The sequence below is a fragment of the Pseudomonas lini genome (assembly GCF_030812475.1).
Lineage (GTDB): Bacteria > Pseudomonadota > Gammaproteobacteria > Pseudomonadales > Pseudomonadaceae > Aquipseudomonas > Aquipseudomonas lini_A.
Genome location: NZ_JAUSSR010000020.1, coordinates 58,313 through 75,099, shown reverse-complemented (window position 1 = coordinate 75,099; position 16,787 = coordinate 58,313). Strand labels below are relative to the sequence as shown.

General features: G+C 53.4%; 17 protein-coding genes, 1 tRNA gene and 3 pseudogenes. 8 read left to right on the top strand and 13 right to left on the bottom strand.

Translation table 11 applies throughout. From position 1 onward, the window contains the following. Positions 1-72: 72 nt before the first annotated feature. Entirely contained in the window at positions 73-720 is a 648-nt protein-coding gene (locus J2W17_RS28890; RefSeq protein WP_307342998.1) for a peptidase M41, read from the top strand. A gap of 81 nt (positions 721-801) precedes the next feature. Here the strand turns inward: J2W17_RS28890 and J2W17_RS28885 are convergent, their stop codons facing one another. Next, on the bottom strand, positions 802-1,077 hold the full coding sequence (locus tag J2W17_RS28885) for a DUF3077 domain-containing protein (protein ID WP_307342995.1): 276 nt from the start codon (positions 1,075-1,077) through the stop codon (positions 802-804). A gap of 496 nt (positions 1,078-1,573) precedes the next feature. Between J2W17_RS28885 and J2W17_RS28880 the strand changes: the two genes are divergently transcribed. The 4 genes from J2W17_RS28880 (at position 1,574) to J2W17_RS28865 (ending at position 4,264) form a co-directional block, all read left to right on the top strand. Next, positions 1,574-1,888: a helix-turn-helix domain-containing protein gene (locus tag J2W17_RS28880; RefSeq protein ID WP_307342992.1), complete on the top strand. Its 315-nt coding sequence runs from the start codon at positions 1,574-1,576 to the stop codon at positions 1,886-1,888. A gap of 230 nt (positions 1,889-2,118) precedes the next feature. Continuing rightward, complete coding sequence (locus tag J2W17_RS28875; protein WP_307342989.1) at positions 2,119-2,898, top strand: MarR family transcriptional regulator; 780 nt, start codon at positions 2,119-2,121, stop codon at positions 2,896-2,898. Continuing rightward, positions 2,895-3,596: a hypothetical protein gene (locus tag J2W17_RS28870; RefSeq protein ID WP_307342986.1), complete on the top strand. Its 702-nt coding sequence runs from the start codon at positions 2,895-2,897 to the stop codon at positions 3,594-3,596. Before J2W17_RS28875 ends, J2W17_RS28870 begins: the two co-directional genes overlap by 4 nt. Then, entirely contained in the window at positions 3,593-4,264 is a 672-nt protein-coding gene (locus tag J2W17_RS28865) for a PP2C family protein-serine/threonine phosphatase (RefSeq protein WP_307342982.1), read from the top strand. The genes J2W17_RS28870 and J2W17_RS28865 overlap by 4 nt, the downstream gene beginning before the upstream one ends. A 340-nt stretch (positions 4,265-4,604) precedes the next feature. On the opposite strand, the gene J2W17_RS31215 is transcribed toward J2W17_RS28865, so the two are convergent. Continuing rightward, positions 4,605-5,081, bottom strand: a complete 477-nt coding sequence (locus J2W17_RS31215; protein ID WP_373460056.1) for a hypothetical protein — start codon at positions 5,079-5,081, stop codon at positions 4,605-4,607. 44 nt (positions 5,082-5,125) lie between these two features. On the opposite strand from J2W17_RS31215, the pseudogene J2W17_RS28855 reads away from it, so the two are divergent. Beyond that, positions 5,126-5,331: pseudogene (locus J2W17_RS28855) on the top strand (ATP-binding protein); the annotation flags it as partial. A 263-nt stretch (positions 5,332-5,594) separates the two neighbouring features. Here J2W17_RS28855 and J2W17_RS28850 read toward each other — a convergent pair. The 9 genes and pseudogenes from J2W17_RS28850 to J2W17_RS28810 form a co-directional block, all read right to left on the bottom strand. Further along, positions 5,595-6,191: a TetR/AcrR family transcriptional regulator gene (locus J2W17_RS28850; RefSeq protein ID WP_307342979.1), complete on the bottom strand. Its 597-nt coding sequence runs from the start codon at positions 6,189-6,191 to the stop codon at positions 5,595-5,597. Positions 6,192-6,405: 214 nt separating this feature from the next. Then, positions 6,406-6,504, bottom strand: a pseudogene (locus J2W17_RS28845) (acyl-CoA dehydrogenase family protein); the annotation flags it as partial. Between the two features lie 103 nt (positions 6,505-6,607). Then, positions 6,608-7,789: a CaiB/BaiF CoA transferase family protein gene (locus J2W17_RS28840; RefSeq protein WP_307342976.1), complete on the bottom strand. Its 1,182-nt coding sequence runs from the start codon at positions 7,787-7,789 to the stop codon at positions 6,608-6,610. Beyond that, positions 7,782-8,750: a hydroxymethylglutaryl-CoA lyase gene (locus J2W17_RS28835; protein WP_307342973.1), complete on the bottom strand. Its 969-nt coding sequence runs from the start codon at positions 8,748-8,750 to the stop codon at positions 7,782-7,784. The genes J2W17_RS28840 and J2W17_RS28835 overlap by 8 nt, the downstream gene beginning before the upstream one ends. 194 nt (positions 8,751-8,944) lie before the next feature. Then, entirely contained in the window at positions 8,945-9,106 is a 162-nt protein-coding gene (locus tag J2W17_RS28830; protein WP_307343047.1) for a hypothetical protein, read from the bottom strand. A 145-nt stretch (positions 9,107-9,251) separates the two neighbouring features. Further along, positions 9,252-10,547 (bottom strand): MFS transporter, encoded by a 1,296-nt coding sequence (locus J2W17_RS28825; RefSeq protein ID WP_307342971.1) that lies wholly within the window; start codon positions 10,545-10,547, stop codon positions 9,252-9,254. A gap of 107 nt (positions 10,548-10,654) precedes the next feature. After that, a complete protein-coding gene (locus tag J2W17_RS28820) occupies positions 10,655-11,590 on the bottom strand; it encodes a LysR substrate-binding domain-containing protein (protein ID WP_307342968.1) in 936 nt (311 codons plus the stop codon). Further along, positions 11,571-12,572 carry a thioredoxin-disulfide reductase gene (gene trxB, locus J2W17_RS28815; RefSeq protein WP_307342965.1) on the bottom strand — a complete coding sequence of 334 codons (1,002 nt, stop codon included), beginning with the start codon at positions 12,570-12,572 and terminating at the stop codon, positions 11,571-11,573. The genes J2W17_RS28820 and trxB overlap by 20 nt, the downstream gene beginning before the upstream one ends. Before the next feature lie 79 nt (positions 12,573-12,651). After that, on the bottom strand, positions 12,652-13,422 hold the full coding sequence (locus J2W17_RS28810; RefSeq protein WP_307342963.1) for a glutaredoxin family protein: 771 nt from the start codon (positions 13,420-13,422) through the stop codon (positions 12,652-12,654). Between the two features lie 272 nt (positions 13,423-13,694). On the opposite strand from J2W17_RS28810, the gene J2W17_RS28805 reads away from it, so the two are divergent. Further along, entirely contained in the window at positions 13,695-13,985 is a 291-nt protein-coding gene (locus tag J2W17_RS28805; RefSeq protein WP_373460055.1) for a hypothetical protein, read from the top strand. Between the two features lie 364 nt (positions 13,986-14,349). After that, positions 14,350-15,569, top strand: a protein-coding gene (locus J2W17_RS28800; protein WP_373460053.1) for an IS3 family transposase whose coding sequence is annotated in 2 segments (ribosomal slippage) — positions 14,350-14,689 and positions 14,689-15,569 — 1,221 coding nt in all. Because the reading frame shifts where the segments join, the coding sequence is not laid out codon by codon here. Between the two features lie 38 nt (positions 15,570-15,607). Here J2W17_RS28800 and J2W17_RS28795 read toward each other — a convergent pair. Then, positions 15,608-16,530: pseudogene (locus J2W17_RS28795) on the bottom strand (site-specific integrase); the annotation flags it as partial. Between the two features lie 170 nt (positions 16,531-16,700). Then, positions 16,701-16,777 (bottom strand) — tRNA-Ile (locus J2W17_RS28790). Positions 16,778-16,787: the final 10 nt, after the last annotated feature.

The following is a 16,787-nucleotide window of genomic DNA, read 5'->3' as shown; positions in this document are numbered from 1 at the left end:
CGGATAGGATGGACACCCGCGCTAACTCGTAGTCGAATGCGAAATCCAAGGATGCGAGGCGAGGTGACGCAGGTGACAAAGAAAATGCCTCCCGCTGTACGGGACCATGCATTGCAGATTGCACATCACGAAATGGCGCACTTCGTCATGGCCCGTGCCTTGGGATTTGCAACGGGCGGCGTGACCCTGACAGTGACCATGGACTTACGGCATCAAGGGGGCGCTTCAATCACCTTGGCGCGGTCGATTTCGTCGATAGACGCGATGAAGGAATATCTGGAAGCCCGGATGATGGTCCTCCTGGCGGGCGCCATGGGGCAGACATTATCTTCAACACATTCGCCCAGGACACTCGTCGATAAGCCGAAAGCCACAATCATCCTCAAAGGAGGCCTTGGGGCGGAGCAGGATTACGCAAAAGTAAGGGAGTTGCAGCAACTGATACGCAACATCGCCTACCCCGATACGAATCCCGCGTCGTCTGACCGCATAACGGCGGAGCTCAAGGAGATTACCGATCGCGTGTGGCTGCGGACTCAAGAAATCGTGGAAACGTTGGCCGATACGATTACTGAATTGGCATTGGCGTTGGTGGACGGCATGGTCATGGTGGAGCAGTGGGGAAGGGCGGGGGATACGTATGAGGTTGTGTGGACGGGGGAGATGCTTGATCGGCTGCGGCCAGTGCAGGCTATTCCAGCGTTATGTGTAGTTTCTTGAGCTGAGGGCGGAGCCCCGATAAATCGGGGCGTACTCATGGGAGCTGCCGCTACTCTTCAGACCCGCTGCAGTTCGGGCAGGTCATCGTTTCAGCACTTTCACGACATCATCGATCACCGCTTTACTCATCGCCGTCAGATAGTGCGCGGCCCAGGCATGGCAGTCAGTACCTTTCCCGTAGGCGGCATCCACGGTAAGTGTTTTGGCGAGGAATAGCAGGTCGGAAGCCTGGGCCAAAGCATCAGCAATGGGAACGCCACGACTGACATGGAACAGCGGTTGGTTCGAGCAGTAGATGAAAGGCGTGAAGCCGATGGTTTTCAGTTCTGAGGGTTCGGACGGATTTTTTTTGATCATGGTGTTACTCCTGGTTCGAGGGGCCGCCACATTCGTTTCCAAGCGAATGGGTGGCGGCTGTACGCAGGTTGGAAAACCGGGAACCAAGGAACCGGCACGCCCGAAGGCGTCCCACGCACAGCTGCCATGACACAGGGTTCGCAGGCGTTAAAGAACGTCTGGAATTGTGGTGAGGCTGTAGCGCTTTGGTTCGACGGGTTTCCAAGCCCGATCGCTGAGTGGTCAGCGACAGCCGAGAGTATCCCGTCGAAGAAAAGCCCAACAAGGCATCAAAGTGCCCAAGCGCAAGATTCGGAGTTTGCCTACAAGGTCTGACGGCGTCATCCGATATTGCGCCACCTTAAGTAAACAACATTTAAACGCAAAACCCGCCAAAGGCTTCTATTTGAAGCTTCTTGACAACATTTCACACGCATCATTCCTTGGAGGGCATGTTGTCTGGCGGATAAATTGTGGACGCACATTTGTAAACACTGCGCAAAGAGGGCCATCATTGATGGCTAAGAAATTTGCTGAACTTCAAGCTCGCATGACGCCGGAATCTCGCGCTAATGTAGAGCAGCTGTACCGGCAGCACCTGAAAGAAATGCCCCTGCACGAATTGCGTAGGGCTCAGGAGTTGACCCAGGAGATCTTGGCCAAAACGCTGCACGTCGACCAGGCCGCGATCTCCAGATTGGAACGACGTACCGATATGTACATCAGCACGCTGCGCAACTATATCCGCGGTATGGGCGGTGAGCTGGAGATCATTGCAACCTTTCCCAAGGGACAGGTAAAGATTGAGAACTTTGCAAAAACTGAGCAATAAAAAAGTATCTGCACATCCAATCGTCAGACGCGAAAAAGCTGCGCAGTCCGCGGCTTTCTAACTTTCACGGCCTCGTCCTGACGGAAAAGCCGCAGGATCTTAATCTGGTAGATGAGCGTGCTTACCACCGCTTATCGCAGGACGCCCATAAAAATGTTGACTATTTGAACTGGAGCATGTGAAAACTGTCCACGTTTTATGGAATGTGGACAGAGAGGCTAAAGGTCTTCATGAAGAGTCAAGATATTTTGCTGCTGTTCAAAATGGCCAGCTTGCATGCACAGGAAGAAAGGCTCCCGATGGCGGGCAAAGGTGCCGTGCCAATCATGACAGATGTCACTCGCTTCACGGAGGACGCTCTAGCTACTGATCATTTGACCGGTCCACATCCCAGCATTGCTTCAGTCCCTGAGGCCATAGTGCTGGAACCCTATTCGAACTGGGGGGTGTTCAACTCTACCCTCTCACAATGGGGTGAAGAGGGGTTCGAAGGCTGGGTGGGGTGGGATGACCCAGTGGCCGAGCCTCCGATTACCAGCTGGGTCGAGTGCTATACGCTCAGAGCCCTTTCATCCTCCTTGGGTCTAAGCAAAAGTGAGGTCTCGAACTCTATCGCTCGTTGCCGCGAATCGGGGCTTATCACCACTGATTTCGATACCTCGTTACCGAAGGTAAACCGTCGAGCACTACTGGGGATTGCAGAGTACGCGCTCAAATACTTCTTCCCTGTGAAGCTGGGCGCGATCGTTCGAGGTATCCCGACAGGTTTCGCAGCGCCAGCTTTGTCCAAGCACCTCAAAAGCGCAGGTGATCTGATTCCTGTCTGGCCTGATCCACTAGGCAAGGAGAGGGGGCAAGCCATTGAGCCTCTCTACAAATCCGTACCTGAAGCAGTAAAGAAAGATCGAACTCTGTACCACTATCTGGCTCTCGCTGACGCGATAAGAGTGGGCGGGCCGAGAGAGAGCAAAGTCGCGGTCAATTTGTTGAAAGCAGGTATGGGTTTATGAGTTCGAATGCTGATCACAACTACGAGATGATTGAGTTCGTCGCGGAAGGGCTGGGTGATGAGTTTTTATCAGAGGTGGCTTTTGTCGGTGGGTGTACAACCGCGATGCTGGTCACGGATGATGCAGTGCTCGATGATATTCGGCTTACCCTGGATGTTGACTTGGTAATCGAACTTGCAGGGATCGCTGCCTGGGAAAGGTTGACGCACCGCCTGGCCGCGAAGAACTTTAAAATCACAGGGGAAGATGAGGTCAATTGCCGCTTCCGGTTTAATGACATCATTGTGGACGTCATGCCGTCAGATGAGGCGGTGCTTGGGTATGCAAACCGCTGGTTTTTAGAAGGTCTGGCTCACGCTGTGAAGTTCGCATTGCCAAGCGGGAGAGAAATTCAGATTTTCGAGCCTCTCTATTTCCTTGCCACCAAGCTTGAGGCTTTTAGTGGTCGCGGCGAAGGTGATCCGTATCACAAGGATGTGGAGGATATTGTCATTTTGATCGACGGCAGGCAGGAGCTATTGGATGAGGTTGTACGCGCTGATGCTGAGCTAAGGCAGTTCATTACCAGCGGGGTTGCGGGGCTGATCAAACTCAACGGAATTGACTATGCAATTCAAAGCTCAAGCTCTGTGAGAGCCAACCCGGCGCGTGGCAAGCTCATCTATCAACGCATGAAAGATTTGAGCCAGCAAGGATGATCTACGCGACCAGATCCGTAAAAGGGCAAGCTAGGGAAGACAACCGCGATTGCGCTGGCGCGGTGTTTGATGGGGTCAGAGGTCTGTTCGTCATCGTCGATGGCACATCGAAACCAGGTAGCGGCCAACTTGCCCAAGGGTTTGTTCAAGGATTGATAGACACTTATCAATTGAGAGTCGGGCAGGGAGTCGGCGACGATACCCATGACTTGGCTATACAGTTGATTCGGTCAGTGCTCGCTGATATGCATGCCCCTCTGTTTGCCGAGTGGTCTGGGTCAACAAGTTATTTGGTAGCCGTGGTTGTCAATGGCCTGCTGACGATCGCATACGAAGGCGACTGCGGCTGCGGTGTGGTCAACGCCGAGGGGCGGATTGACTGGATCACGTCACCTCATTGCCTTGCCAACTGGAAGCGCGACCGATCACACCGCGAGCTGGTATGCGATCCAGCGCGCCACCGGATTACTCGAAGCTATAAGGCCGGCAGGGCGCCTGAGCCCGAGATCGTGGTTCGAAGTGCGGTGGTAGGCGAGCGGTTTGTATTCGCTACAGACGGCTTCTGGGGTGAAATGAGCGAGGTTCGCCAGGCTGAAGCCTTAAAGTCGCCTGAGATCACAATCACCGACTTGGAAGATGACGTTACTTGGATCGACGTTCGCTTGTAGGTCCCACAGGTTCTTGCCACTGAAAATGCCAAGGTCGGATTTAGCGTCAGCTGGATGCTGGCGCAACTGCTTCGCCTGTGCAGCGTAAGTACCTTCCCGTACAGGTCTGTCTGCGGCATAGGTGTAGCGCCAGCATCCGCCTGGCGACAGCCCAGCACGGCGGAATCTGCGCCCTGACACGTGGCAGGCTCGCCTTACAGACTTTATACAGGTACGAAAACTCCCAGAAACAAAAAAAGGCCTACGTCTGAATGACGTAAGCCTTTGATTTGTTTGGTGGGCCCACACGGACTTGAACCGTGGACCAAAGGATTATGAGTTGTCTAGTGAAACCTTAAGCCTAAGGTAATTGGATGTAGGGGAGGAAAGGTAATGCAAGCTCAACGCAGTGTAAATACTGAGCTAAGCGTTGTTTCGCGAAATTGATAAAAACGTAGCACTGTACCGCTGGCGTACCTGTTTGAATGGACAAAACGATGCTGCTGGATGGCAAACCTAAAAGGTTCTTGGTGAGAACGGCCTGCCGAAAGGCATCTATCAACTGAGTGGCGCGAACGACGCGAGCAAGAAGGTTCACCCTCAGCAATTTGGCGGTCAGGTGCTGCAGGTCGATAAGAAGAACGTCTACCAGTTCGGCCCGGATGATGGCAAAGGCAAGTCTACCGTTGTGAAGCACCACCGCAAGATTTTCGACCAGGCTCTGGATGGAAAAGAGCCCGTAATAGGGCAATGCTACGAAGTGTCTTATGCGCGCGGTGTGATCGAATCGTTGGTACCGGCTGTTGAGGTCTACAGCATCGATAAGAATTAGTTGCATACTGTGGACGCCCAAAGTTAGATGGTGTCCCCATGGACGACTGAGGCTTGGCACCGTTTACCGCTGCGCAGGCGCAACATGCTCGAGCTGCTGGACGACCGCCACGGGAACCGCTCGACGCTGGTTACCAGCGAGATTGTCAGTGAACAGATGGCATGCGCTGATCGGCGGTCAGTCCTTGGGCGATGAGATCCTCGACCGGCTGATACACAAACCTTATCGGAGCGAACTCAAGAGCGAATCGATGCGCAGCCCCGCAACCAGCTGGATGGCGGCAGGGACTTCAGTCTACCAATGCAAACCTGCGCATGCGCTCCGACTGCTTGCCGGATGGCGTGGAATCCGCATTTAGTCCTTAGAAATCTATAATGGCGAGAATTCTCGCCTAAATGGGTGTCTGGCTATTAGGTCCTTACTTCATTGCAATTGCGGGAATGAAAGCGCCCCAGCCTCAGAAATCCGTATGCGTGGTACGGGCTTTAAGAGATTGGGGCAAAACAAGTAAGCCAGTCGCTAATCTCGCTTTACGAGTAGCATCGAAGCCATGTTGCGCAGCTGTCGTCTGACAAATTTATTTGGGTCTGTAACGGGGTCAGCCTCCAGATTGATGTGGCAGTCCAATAGTGCGTGAAGCTCAACACACAGTTTCTCCAACCCTTGATTACTCAAACCAATATCGTCCGCACATTCGGCAATCAGGAGCTGCAGTTGAAACATTCGACTCCGTCGGATATCCGAGACGGCTAAAGCCTGAGCAGAATTCAAGTAGTGTGATTCAGATCGTGCCAGCTGTGCCAGATTGCGGCTTCGCGAGACGTAGATCGACACCTTGTCCCAAAGCAGAGCGTTCATCTGCACTGCGCTGTCGCACCGACTGAGCCTTTTGCATCTGAAGATATGTAGCAGATCGAGCTCATATTCGCTGATCAGCTCATAGAGCAGCGCTTGCTTGTTTTCAATGTGGTTGTACAGCGACCCAACTTGGATACCGACAGCAGCAGCCAGATCGCGCATACCCAAACCCTTATAACCGATCTGGCAAAACTGATCGGCGGCCACTTTTCGGATCTTATCAAACGTCGCTGATTTTTCGGCTATAGCAGCACCCATATATCAGCTCCTTGCGCTCAATGCGGCAATTATCGTGAAAATGCCCCGCGAGATGCTCAGGCGGTACCTTGTTTCCTACTACCTCAAACAGGGTACGGGTATTGAGTTGGGTAGTGAGCGTGCTCATTGTTGCCCCCTTCTTGTTCTAGTTTGCTCGTAGCGCGATCGCAGCCCACTTTGGACTGCGACTATCCAGTTGCTCGATTATTAATGTTCAACGCGTCTCGTTGAACAGCTCACGGCCGATTAACATCCGGCGAATTTCGCTGGTGCCAGCACCGATTTAATAAAGCTTCGCATCTCGCCACAAGCGACGCCTTCAACGGGACAAAAGCAGGCAATGCAACGACTGGCGCATATTGGTATAGCGGTAGCCATTTACGAATGATGTTTGCGTTGATGGCTGAGCCTTAGTATTATTCTATTTTTATAATCCCCGACATACATAAATCCGCGATCTGCTCGTCGCTGTAACCGAGTCCGCGCATGACTTTATTGGTATGCTCGCCTACGCGCGATAGGGAATGCCGCGGCTGGAGACGCTCCCCATCCAGTGATAATGGCAACAGTGGCATGGGGGTAAAAGATCCATCTTCGAGTTTCAGATTTGCCAGTCCGCCGCTTTGCAGGAGATGAGGGTCTTCGAATAATTCCTCTGGGCGCCGTATTGGCGCAAAGGGGATTCCGTACTTCTCAAGTTGCAACGCCAACGACTGAGCATCCAAAGTCGCAAATACTTCAGCAAGGTGAGGAAGCAACCGTGGCCTCTGCATCACCCGGTCGTTGTTGGTGGTCAGGGTTGGGTCGTCGAGTAGTGCCGTCTGACCGAGCAACTGACACAAGGCGTTCCATTGGCCGTCACCAGTGGCCGCTACGAACATCTGCTCACCGCCTGAGAACTCAAAAACGTCGTACACTGCCCAAGCACTAATACGGCTCGGCATTGGTGCGGCTGCTTGACCAGTTATAGCGTATTGCTGCATGTGCTGTGCAGAGAGTAATACACAGTTTTCGTAAAGTGCACTTTGCACCTCACGTCCGACGCCAGTGACGTTCCGATCGTTGAGCGCTGCCAGTACGCCTATCGCACCGAACATTCCGCCCATAATGTCATTCACAGAGCTGCCGGCACGCAATGGTCTGCCCACTGGGCCTGTCATATAGGCTAGACCCGCCATCATTTGAACCACTTCATCTAAGGCGAGGCGATTATCATAAGGCCCCTTTAGAAACCCTTTGTGAGAGGCATAAATTATGCGTGGGTTACGCTCACGAATTGATGCGTAGTCAAAGCCCAATTGTTGCATACGGCCGGGTTTGAAGTTTTCGATAAACACATCTGCAGTGTCGATTAGCTCCAATACTGCGTCGCGCCCTTGAGGTGTATTGACGTCAATGGCTATGCACTGTTTGTTGCGGTTAAATGAACGAAAGAAACCCGAGCCAGCACCAGGCAGATTTCTAGTGCCGTCACCGCGGATAGGCTCGACCTTTATCACCTCGGCACCAAGATCTCCTAAAATCATCCCGCAGGCTGGCCCCATTACCATGTGAGAGATTTCGACAACACGGATGCCTTCCAATGGAAGTCTAGACATTACGGATTCCCTCGATTTGACCGATTTGTAAAGGCTGGCATTCGACAGCTGGCTTGTAGTTGAGTGGCAGACCTGCACGTGCAATGCAGCCAAAGAGCTGTTCATCAGGCAATGCGGCGCTAAGTAAATCCCGCGACGCAATTAATGCGGCCAGATCGATACCAGTATTGAAGCCCATGCTATTGAGCATGAACACCAGGTCTTCGGTAACGGTATTGCCGGACACACCTGGGGCGAAAGGACATCCTCCAAGACCCGCCAATGAAGCATCCAGCTCGGTGATGCCTTGTTGCACCGCCACTAGGCTATTGGCAAGCGCCAAACCCCGGGTGTCATGAAAATGTGCGCTCCTCAACCTCTCTCCAGCGATGGCTCGGACGGCCTGCAGCGTAGTTGCTACCTGACTAGGATTGGCATAGCCAGTAGAGTCAGCAAGTGAAACCTGATCGCACCCTGCATCTAGCACATGCCGAGTTATTTCGCATAGATCGGCCAACGGTACATCGCCCTGAAGCGTGCATCCGAAGGCGACAGACATTCCAGCAATAACCTTAACGCTGAGCAAGCCCATCTCGTCCCGCAGTCGACACATCCTCGCCAGTTCCGCGACCATTTCTAGCGGCGTACGACGAACATTGGCCAAGCTATGAGCCGCGCTAACGGAAACAGGAGCAATGATCCGGTGGGCGCCGGATTCCAACGCGTCAAGGCAACCACGTAAGTTCGGGGCTAATACAGTGACTACTAACTCAGGATAACTAAGAGCATGAGCAACGACTTTTTTGGCATCGGCCATTTGCGGTAGCAGTTTGGCCGGCACAAAGGACGCTACTTCCATATGACGTACGCCAGCGGCATAGGCGGCATCAATCCATTCGTATTTCGCCGCAGTAGGCATGATGGCTTGAAGGCTCTGCAAACCATCGCGCATGCCTACTTCGTTGATAGTTATTGTTGTCATGAAAAGCTCTCTTAAATTCAACGTGAATTCAGGTTAGAGAAATATGGGCGCACCGAAAATACTTAATTTTTGTCCTAATTCATCGTAAGACGATGGATGGAATATGAGCTTCAGGAAGCAGCTCTCACGAATTTATGTTCTGCAACATTGGATGGCTGAGTAGATGTCGTGCAGGCAATAACATAGCAGTACGATCACGCAAACAAATCACGAACTCTCCAAACACCCAGTCGTCCGTCAGGGGAATGATGCGCAAATCTCAGTTGCTTCCTCAATTTGGGCTTGCCTCGCTCTTTCATGCCATGAATCTCGAACACGTTTTTGGCTAAGTCGGTACCAACAGTTTTCATTTCCATGGCTGATTACCCCTTTGCACAAGTGGATGGCGACACCGCTCACCCTGGTACAGCGATACGACTATGGGCGGGGGCGTCCATCCCATTGCTCAGCTGATTCGGCGGACTGCTCCTGGCGAGAAAGACAGCCTGCTCGCGTGAATCATCATTGCTTGCTCGCTGAGGCAACCGCTGGTCCGTGAGTTTCGCTTTGGCCTCGATCTCGATACTGCCAGATCAACAGTCCTGCGAGACCAAGTGCTCCTGCAAGCGCGCAAAGTCCCATTGCATGACTGTTGGTAGCCGCGAGCATCAAGCCCATCACGTACGGGCCGGTAAATCCCCCGAAATGACCGATTGAAGCGATAAACCCAATGGATGCAGCGGCCGCCGATCCAGCGTAGAGATTCGTCGGAGTGGTCCAGAAAGTGGACAGTCCCGCAAACAACCCCATGGCAGCAATTGTGAGCATGGCAACAGCGATAGGCCCGGTTGAGGCGAACGCTGTCGCAACTAGCCCGACGCAACCTAGAAAGCAAGCCATAGCTGTATGCCAGCCTGCGTTGCCTTTACGGTCAAGGCGGCGACCCCAAAAGAGCATAAAAAGAGCTGCGCCGACATAAGGTATCGCCGAAATGAAACCGGTCTCGAAGGTCGAAGCGCCGAACGACTTGACGATTTGCGGCAGCCATAGGCCGAAGCCGTAAAGTCCCATGATGATGCCAAAGTAAATGACCGCAAGCAGGACGGCATGCCGCCGCGCACGCCCTTTACTAAATCCCAGACTTTTGCGTGCAGCGACATCGTGCTCCATTGCATTCACAAGCCACTCGCGCTCGGTGTCGTTGAGCCATTTGGCGTCGGTCGGTCGGTCGGTCAGGACCCTCCACGCTACGAACGCTAGCAGGATGGCCGGAAAACCCTCACCTATAAAAATCCACTGCCAGCCAGTCAGATTGGCAACACCGTGGAGCTGCATGAGCAACGCAGAAAGAGGGAGTCCAATCACGCCGGCAAGTGGATTGGCTAGAATGAAAAGTGTCAATACACGGCCGCGGTATTGCTTCGGAAACCAAAGGCTAATGTAGAAAATCATTCCCGGCGCGAAGGCCGATTCTGCAGCTCCAAGCAGAAAGCGCGCGGCATAAAAGCTATTAGCGTCCCACACGAACGCCATGCCCACAGCGAAAACTCCCCATGCGAACGCCATCGCCGCTGTCAGACGACGAGCGCCCATCTTATGAATTAGTAAATTACCTGGTATCTGCAGAATCAGATAGCCAACGAAAAAGAACGCCGCTCCCAGTCCGAAAACTTGGGGGGAAAACCCCAAATCCTTGTTCATGGTGAGTCCGGCAAACCCTAGGTTGATCCGGTCAACATACGCAACAAAATATAGAATCATTAGCAAAGGTACGAGCCTACGGCTCACCTTCCGCATAACTTGCTTTTCCAAACTCATGATGCTGTCTCCCATTGTATTTTTTGTATTTGTTATACTGTGAGATTTATAGACCTAGATGTTCGTCAAGTCATTTTCTGGCTATTGTTACTACTCCTTATAAAGAACTAAACACGAAGCCTTGCACCTTGCCAAACTCCAGTGCGGACCAAGTTTACCGTCACATTTTTAAGCATCTGATAGACTGCTTCCGACGCAGAACTCGTAGCACTTAGAGACGACGTGCATATTGAAACAGGACGTGTGAAGCTTTCCGTGCGAACTTTTAAGACGGACAAGTCGCCAGCTGCCTCTTCCTTCACTGCCACTGACGAAGGCAGAAACGTTGCGGCAATGTCCTGAACGACACACGCTTTCAGAAGCATTAATGAATCGATTTCTGCAACCGGTTCGAATCTAAGCTGTTCGATCGCGCAAGCGGCATCAACCACTGCTCTCATGCTGTTACCGACCGCCGGTGCAACGATGGGCGTTTGCAAAGCCTCCGAAAGGGTGATTCCTTTTCTACCTTCCAATGCAAAGTCGCTTTTCGCTGAGCAGACGTAGAACAGCTCCTCATCCAGAATTGGTAGTATCTCAAGCCCGCGTTGCGCGTGATCGATGAAAAGAATGGAAATATCCAATCGGCCGTTTAGCGTGAACTCCCCAAGCAATACACTCAGGCCTTCAATGATTTGCAGCTGCACCTTCGGCAGCTTCTCTTTGCACGCCTGAATCATTGCCATTCCTACGATCTCTACGACCGCTGACGGCAGACCCAAGGTGACTGTACCTGCCGGTTCATCGCTCGCTTTGGCGACATCTTCGTGGGCAATTTCGACCTGCCGCAAAATCAATCTGGCATGGCGGTACAGAAGACGACCTGGCTCAGTCAGTTCTACGCCGGTCGAGCGGCGCAGAAATATTTGGCTGCCCAGCTCTTGCTCGAGCCCTGCGATTTGCATGCTCACAGCGGACTGAGCCACATGCAAGTGATCGCTCGCTTTTGAGATACTGCCGAGGTCAGCGACCTTAAGGAAGTATTTAAGCTGTCGCATATCCATGGTGACCGGCCTCTTCAAGGGCGGAAGCAGCAGCCTGTTCCTCCAAGAACCGATGTGCGTCGAGCGCCGCCATGCATCCAGTAGCGGCACTCGTTACTGCCTGTCGATATATCTGATCCTGTACATCACCGGCTGCAAATACGCCTGGGACGCTCGTCATCGTCGCGTAGCCATTCAAGCCGGAACGAGTGACGATGTAACCGTTCTTCATTTCCAGTTTTTCAGCAAAGATGGCGGTATTTGGTGTGTGGCCGATGGCTATAAAGCAGCCCTTCACACTGACAAGTTCCTCTTGATCCTCAGAGACACTTTTCAACAGGACGCTCGTCACGCCTGTGTCATCGCCGCGGACTTCGTCGAGCACATAACTCAGCTTGAGAGTCACAATGCCCTGACGCACTTTTTCCATCAATCTGCTGATGAGGATCGGTTCAGCTCGGAGCTTGTTCCGCCGATGTACGAGCGTGACGTGCTTTGCGATGTTGGACAGAAGGAGCGCCTCTTCTACCGCCGTATTACCTCCACCAACGACACAAACTTCCTCATCCTGATAGAAAAATGCGTCGCAAGTTGCACATCCCGAAACGCCACGCCCCAAGAACTCTTTCTCTGAAGGAATCCCAAGCCACTTCGCCGACGCGCCTGTGGCAACGATTAACGCATCACAGGTGTACTCTCCAAGATCTCCGTGAAGCTTGAAGGGCCTACATTCCAGGGATACCGAGCGAATATGGTCCTGCACGACGTTCGTTTCGAATCGCTTGACGTGCTCAAGCATACGCTCCATCAGTTCCGGTCCTTGGACTCCGGTCGCATCACCCGGCCAATTCTCGACGTCGGTGGTGGTCGTGAGTTGCCCACCCGGTTCGCGGCCAGCAATAAGGGTTGGCTTAAGATTTGCGCGGGCAGCATAAAGGGCAGCCGTGTAACCGGCAGGACCTGACCCAATAATGGCGACTCTGACGTGGCTTGTGACTTTCATTGCGTTTTCCTAGTGTGAGGACCTAATCCGACATTCGCGTTGGGCAATTGGGGCGCGCCGCCGCAACTGAGATAGCCAGTTACTCCCACAGATTCTTGGGCATCGGCAATCCTGCATAGTCATCTGCGTCAAGCTTAGCCGGCAACTCGATGCCTTTGTCCGATAGCAGTGCAATGATCTGGCGCGTATGTTGGGCCGAGTGCCAAGTGGAGCGCTCCAGAAACTGATGCATAGGATGCTCACCGTAGAACAGCTTCAACGACTGCTGGCAGGACTTGTCCTCCAGAGAAAGCCACCAAAGCTGCAGCTTTTTAGCAAGCTCTTGCCCCTCATTCACCGTGTCTTCTTTTTTCTGAATCCGTTCCGGCGGTGGCACGTTGGCGACGACGGTCCAGTCTTCTAGACCTTCTTGAACTGTCTGCAAGAAAGCATCAACGACTTGGAAGATGTGGTAGCTGAGATCGCGGTACGTACGTGGTACGTGCGGGAGGACTGACATATTGAACTCGTCATCCCGAATCAATGGAATGATAGCGAGCGCAACGCGCAGCACTTTCGTCCACTTCGTAAAGAGCACATCCGGCGGCAGACGATCCGTCACGGCATCCATGCGACCAATAAACCGGGCAACGTCTTCAATCGACTGAGCGTACGTGAATGCATCGCCTCTCGACACGATCGGAAAGGATCGTGCACCGAGTCGGCGAAGTTCGTTGCGTCCCTCGCTATCGGAAAGTACGTTGACTGAATTGAACGGAATTTCAAGGCGAGTGAGAAACTCTTTTACCCGCACGCAACTGGAACAACCGGGCTGCCAAAAAACGCTGAACTCATGGGATGTAGCTTGCATCTCTCACCTCCTGTCTGTGTTGATAGGTGGATCGTAGATGCCCAAGGATGCAAAAAAGAAGCACTGTTTTCCGATAGGCCATCTATAAATCAGATCGCGGAAGGACATCGTAAACCCTAAAACCGGATGGGTTTTGCCCCTTTGAAACCCCGGCTTTTTTCAAGGCTGTTGCCGCTGACCGAAAACTGACCCAGTAAAGGCTGTTCTGCCGACTGAAAACTGACCCAGGTGTTCAACTGCTTCTGCTCAATTTCCGGGCAGGAGAACACAGGGTGATCAGCATGGAAATGATGGGGAAAATTCGGCGGATGTTCCGCTCAATGAGTAATGAAGATGATTTCCGATTCCAATCCCGTTACCTTCTGCTCGAGCTCGATGCCGCCACCAATCATGTGATGATGCTGGTATCAGCGAGGGAGGTGACAGGCTATCCCTGGGATGAAGCTGCCAAGCGCCAAAAGCGAGCCTACGAAGCCTGGGCGGCTTTTCTAATGCACGAAACCGGTCCGATGCCGTTCCTCACCGGACAAGCAGCGGGTAGCTACGGTTCCCTGGGGGGCTGAGGCACCGCTAGCCGTCCTGGGTGTTGCTACTGGCGACCATGGTCGATCCTATGAGTGTTCGTCCCTTGATTGCGGCGAATTGAGCTCAATTGCGCAAAGTTACGTTGAGCTTACCCAAGATGGGTTGGGTTTGGCCATGGTGGAGCGCTACCAGCATTGTTCAGCGGTAGTATCGGGATTTTGAGTAGGATCATCTGAAGTAACACCAGCACTCAACTGCTTGAGCAATTCTTTTGAGAGTCCTCTAGACCTTAATGTATGGCGTGTGACCATTAAGGGTAGCTTTTGAGGGGATGAACGAGCCCCGTGAAAGACAGGACACCGTTTCCCCCTTACGATAAGGGATAGGCAAACGGTTATGTTTATGACTAACAGCAACGATAAGAGTGGGGAGCTTTTGGGCCAGGAGCGGCGGCGCCGCTGGAGCCCGGAGCAAAAACTGGCCATGGTTCGCGAGAGCCTTGAGCCAGGACAAAGTGTGTCGGTCGTCGCTCGGCGCAACGGCATCAATGCCAACCAACTGTTCCTGTGGCGCAAGTTGTATCAGGACGGCAGCCTGTCGGCGGTCAGTGCTGGCGAAGTCGTGGTGCCTGCCTCCGAGCTGAGCGATGCGCTCAAGCAGATCCGTGAACTGCAACGGATGCTGGGCAAGAAAACGATGGAAGCCGAAATCCTCAAAGAGGCCGTGGAGATCGCCCGGTCGCAAAAATGGATTGCGCACTCACCCTTGTTGCCGGGGGACGACCAGTGAAGCTGGTCAGCGAATGTCTCGGTGTGGCGCGTTCGCAATTAACGGTTCGAATCAAGCAATCGGTATCGCCCAAAGTGCGGCGAAGCAGGCCTGTGAACGATGTAGAGCTGGTCGCTGAAATCCAGCAAGAGGTCAGCGAACTGCCCAGCTATGGATACCGTCGCGTCTGGGGACTGCTGCGTCGTGCACGTGAAAAGCGGTCGCTGCCGGCGGTCAACGTGAAACGGGTTTACCGGGTGATGCGTGACCACAACCTTTTGCTTGAGCGCCGGATCAAACAGCCCGGCGTGCCGCGTCGGCACGAAGGCCGTATTGCGGTGGAAACCAGCGATACGCGTTGGTGCTCGGACGGCTTTGAGTTCCGTTGCGAGGACGGTGCCAAACTGAGCGTGACCTTCGCCCTCGATTGCTGTGATCGCGAAGCCATCGGCTGGGTCGCGAGCCCGACCGGGTACTGCGGCGATGATATCCGCGACTTGATGCTGGAAAGCGTGGAGAAGCGCTTTGGTGATCGACTGCCCGCTACGCCGGTGCAATGGCTAAGCGACAACGGCTCGGCGTCCACCGCCGAACAGACACGCCTGTTTGCTCGACAAATCGGTTTGCAGCCGGTGACCACACCGGTGCGCAGCCCGCAGAGCAACGGCATGGCTGAGAGCTTCGTGAAGACGATCAAGCGTGACTATGTGGCACACATGCCCAAACCGGATCGGGAAACCGCACTGCGTAATTTGGCAATTGCCTTCGAACACTACAACGAGCAGCATCCACACAGCGCCTTGAACTATCGCTCTCCGAGGGAGTTCAGGCGCTTAGCGGCAGCATCAATTTAACGGGGAATTGGTGTCCGGTTTGGTAGGGGCAAGTCCACGCTGATTGCGGATACCTCTTGGTCTGACAGTCCACCTCTACGAGTCTGCTCACTGCCTCATGGCGCAGGTCGTGAAATCTAAAGTCTGGTAGTCCGAGCTTTTTCTTCAACTGGCCCCAAATCTTTGTGAAGGTATACGGGCGGCGTTTCCCATCCTTACCGGGTTCACCAAAGAACACCAGGTCGCAGTCAATTGGGCGCACAGGGTTATTCATTGCTGCCTGGAAGGTTTCTTTGGCGTGCCTGCTCAGGGGCACGGTTCTGGATGTATCGTTTTTCGTATCTGAGAGGCGTATGACGCGCTTAACCAAATCGACCTGAGGGCGACGTAGGGACGAAATCTCAGAAGAGCGCATACCCGTTTCTAGAGCGATGCGAACAATCCATCCCAGCATTGGGTTGCTGTACGCATTTACGGCAGCGAGCAATCTCCGCTCTTCGTCTGGTGATAGGCGTCGGTCTCTGCCATCACCGGGACTTGGCTTACGAATATTCAACACTGGGTTGAACGTCAGCCCTAGTCCCCACTCTTGGATAGCTACTGTGTACAGGTTACTCAAAAGGGCCAGTTCAAGGCGCACGGTGTTGTTGCTGATGTTTCCGTTACGGCTGGGTTCGTTCAGTCGCTTGTCGCGATAGTCTGCGATGATTTCCGCGGAGAGGGCAGCCAGTGAGTATTTTCCCAGGTGCTCGATCAGCTTTTTGGCTTTGGATATTTCACCACGCTGCGTGGTGGGTTTCTTAGTGGGGGTGATATCGCTGAGATAGCGTGTGAGGGCCGCTTCCAGCGTCATACGCTCAGAACCGCTGCGTCGGATATAGACGCCTTGGACCATTTCGTCTTCAGTGCGCCTTGACCAGTTCTCCGCATCACGCTTGGTGCGGAAGGTTTTGGCGACGGTAGGCCAGCCAGTTTTGCGAATGAGTGCCTTCTACGTGCCGGAAGGGGTCTTTACGAGAGTAGCCATGAGAGGGTGCTCCTAGGCGGCTGGCGAACAAGCACTGTACCTAAATTGTACCCTTGGACCATAGGACTGCGTCGGAGATGGTTCCGCCAGAAACGCGAAAGCCGCGCAATGCGCGGCTTTGAGTATGGTGGGCCCACACGGACTTGAACCGTGGACCAAAGGATTATGAGTCCTCTGCTCTAACCAACTGAGCTATAGGCCCTCAGTAGGTC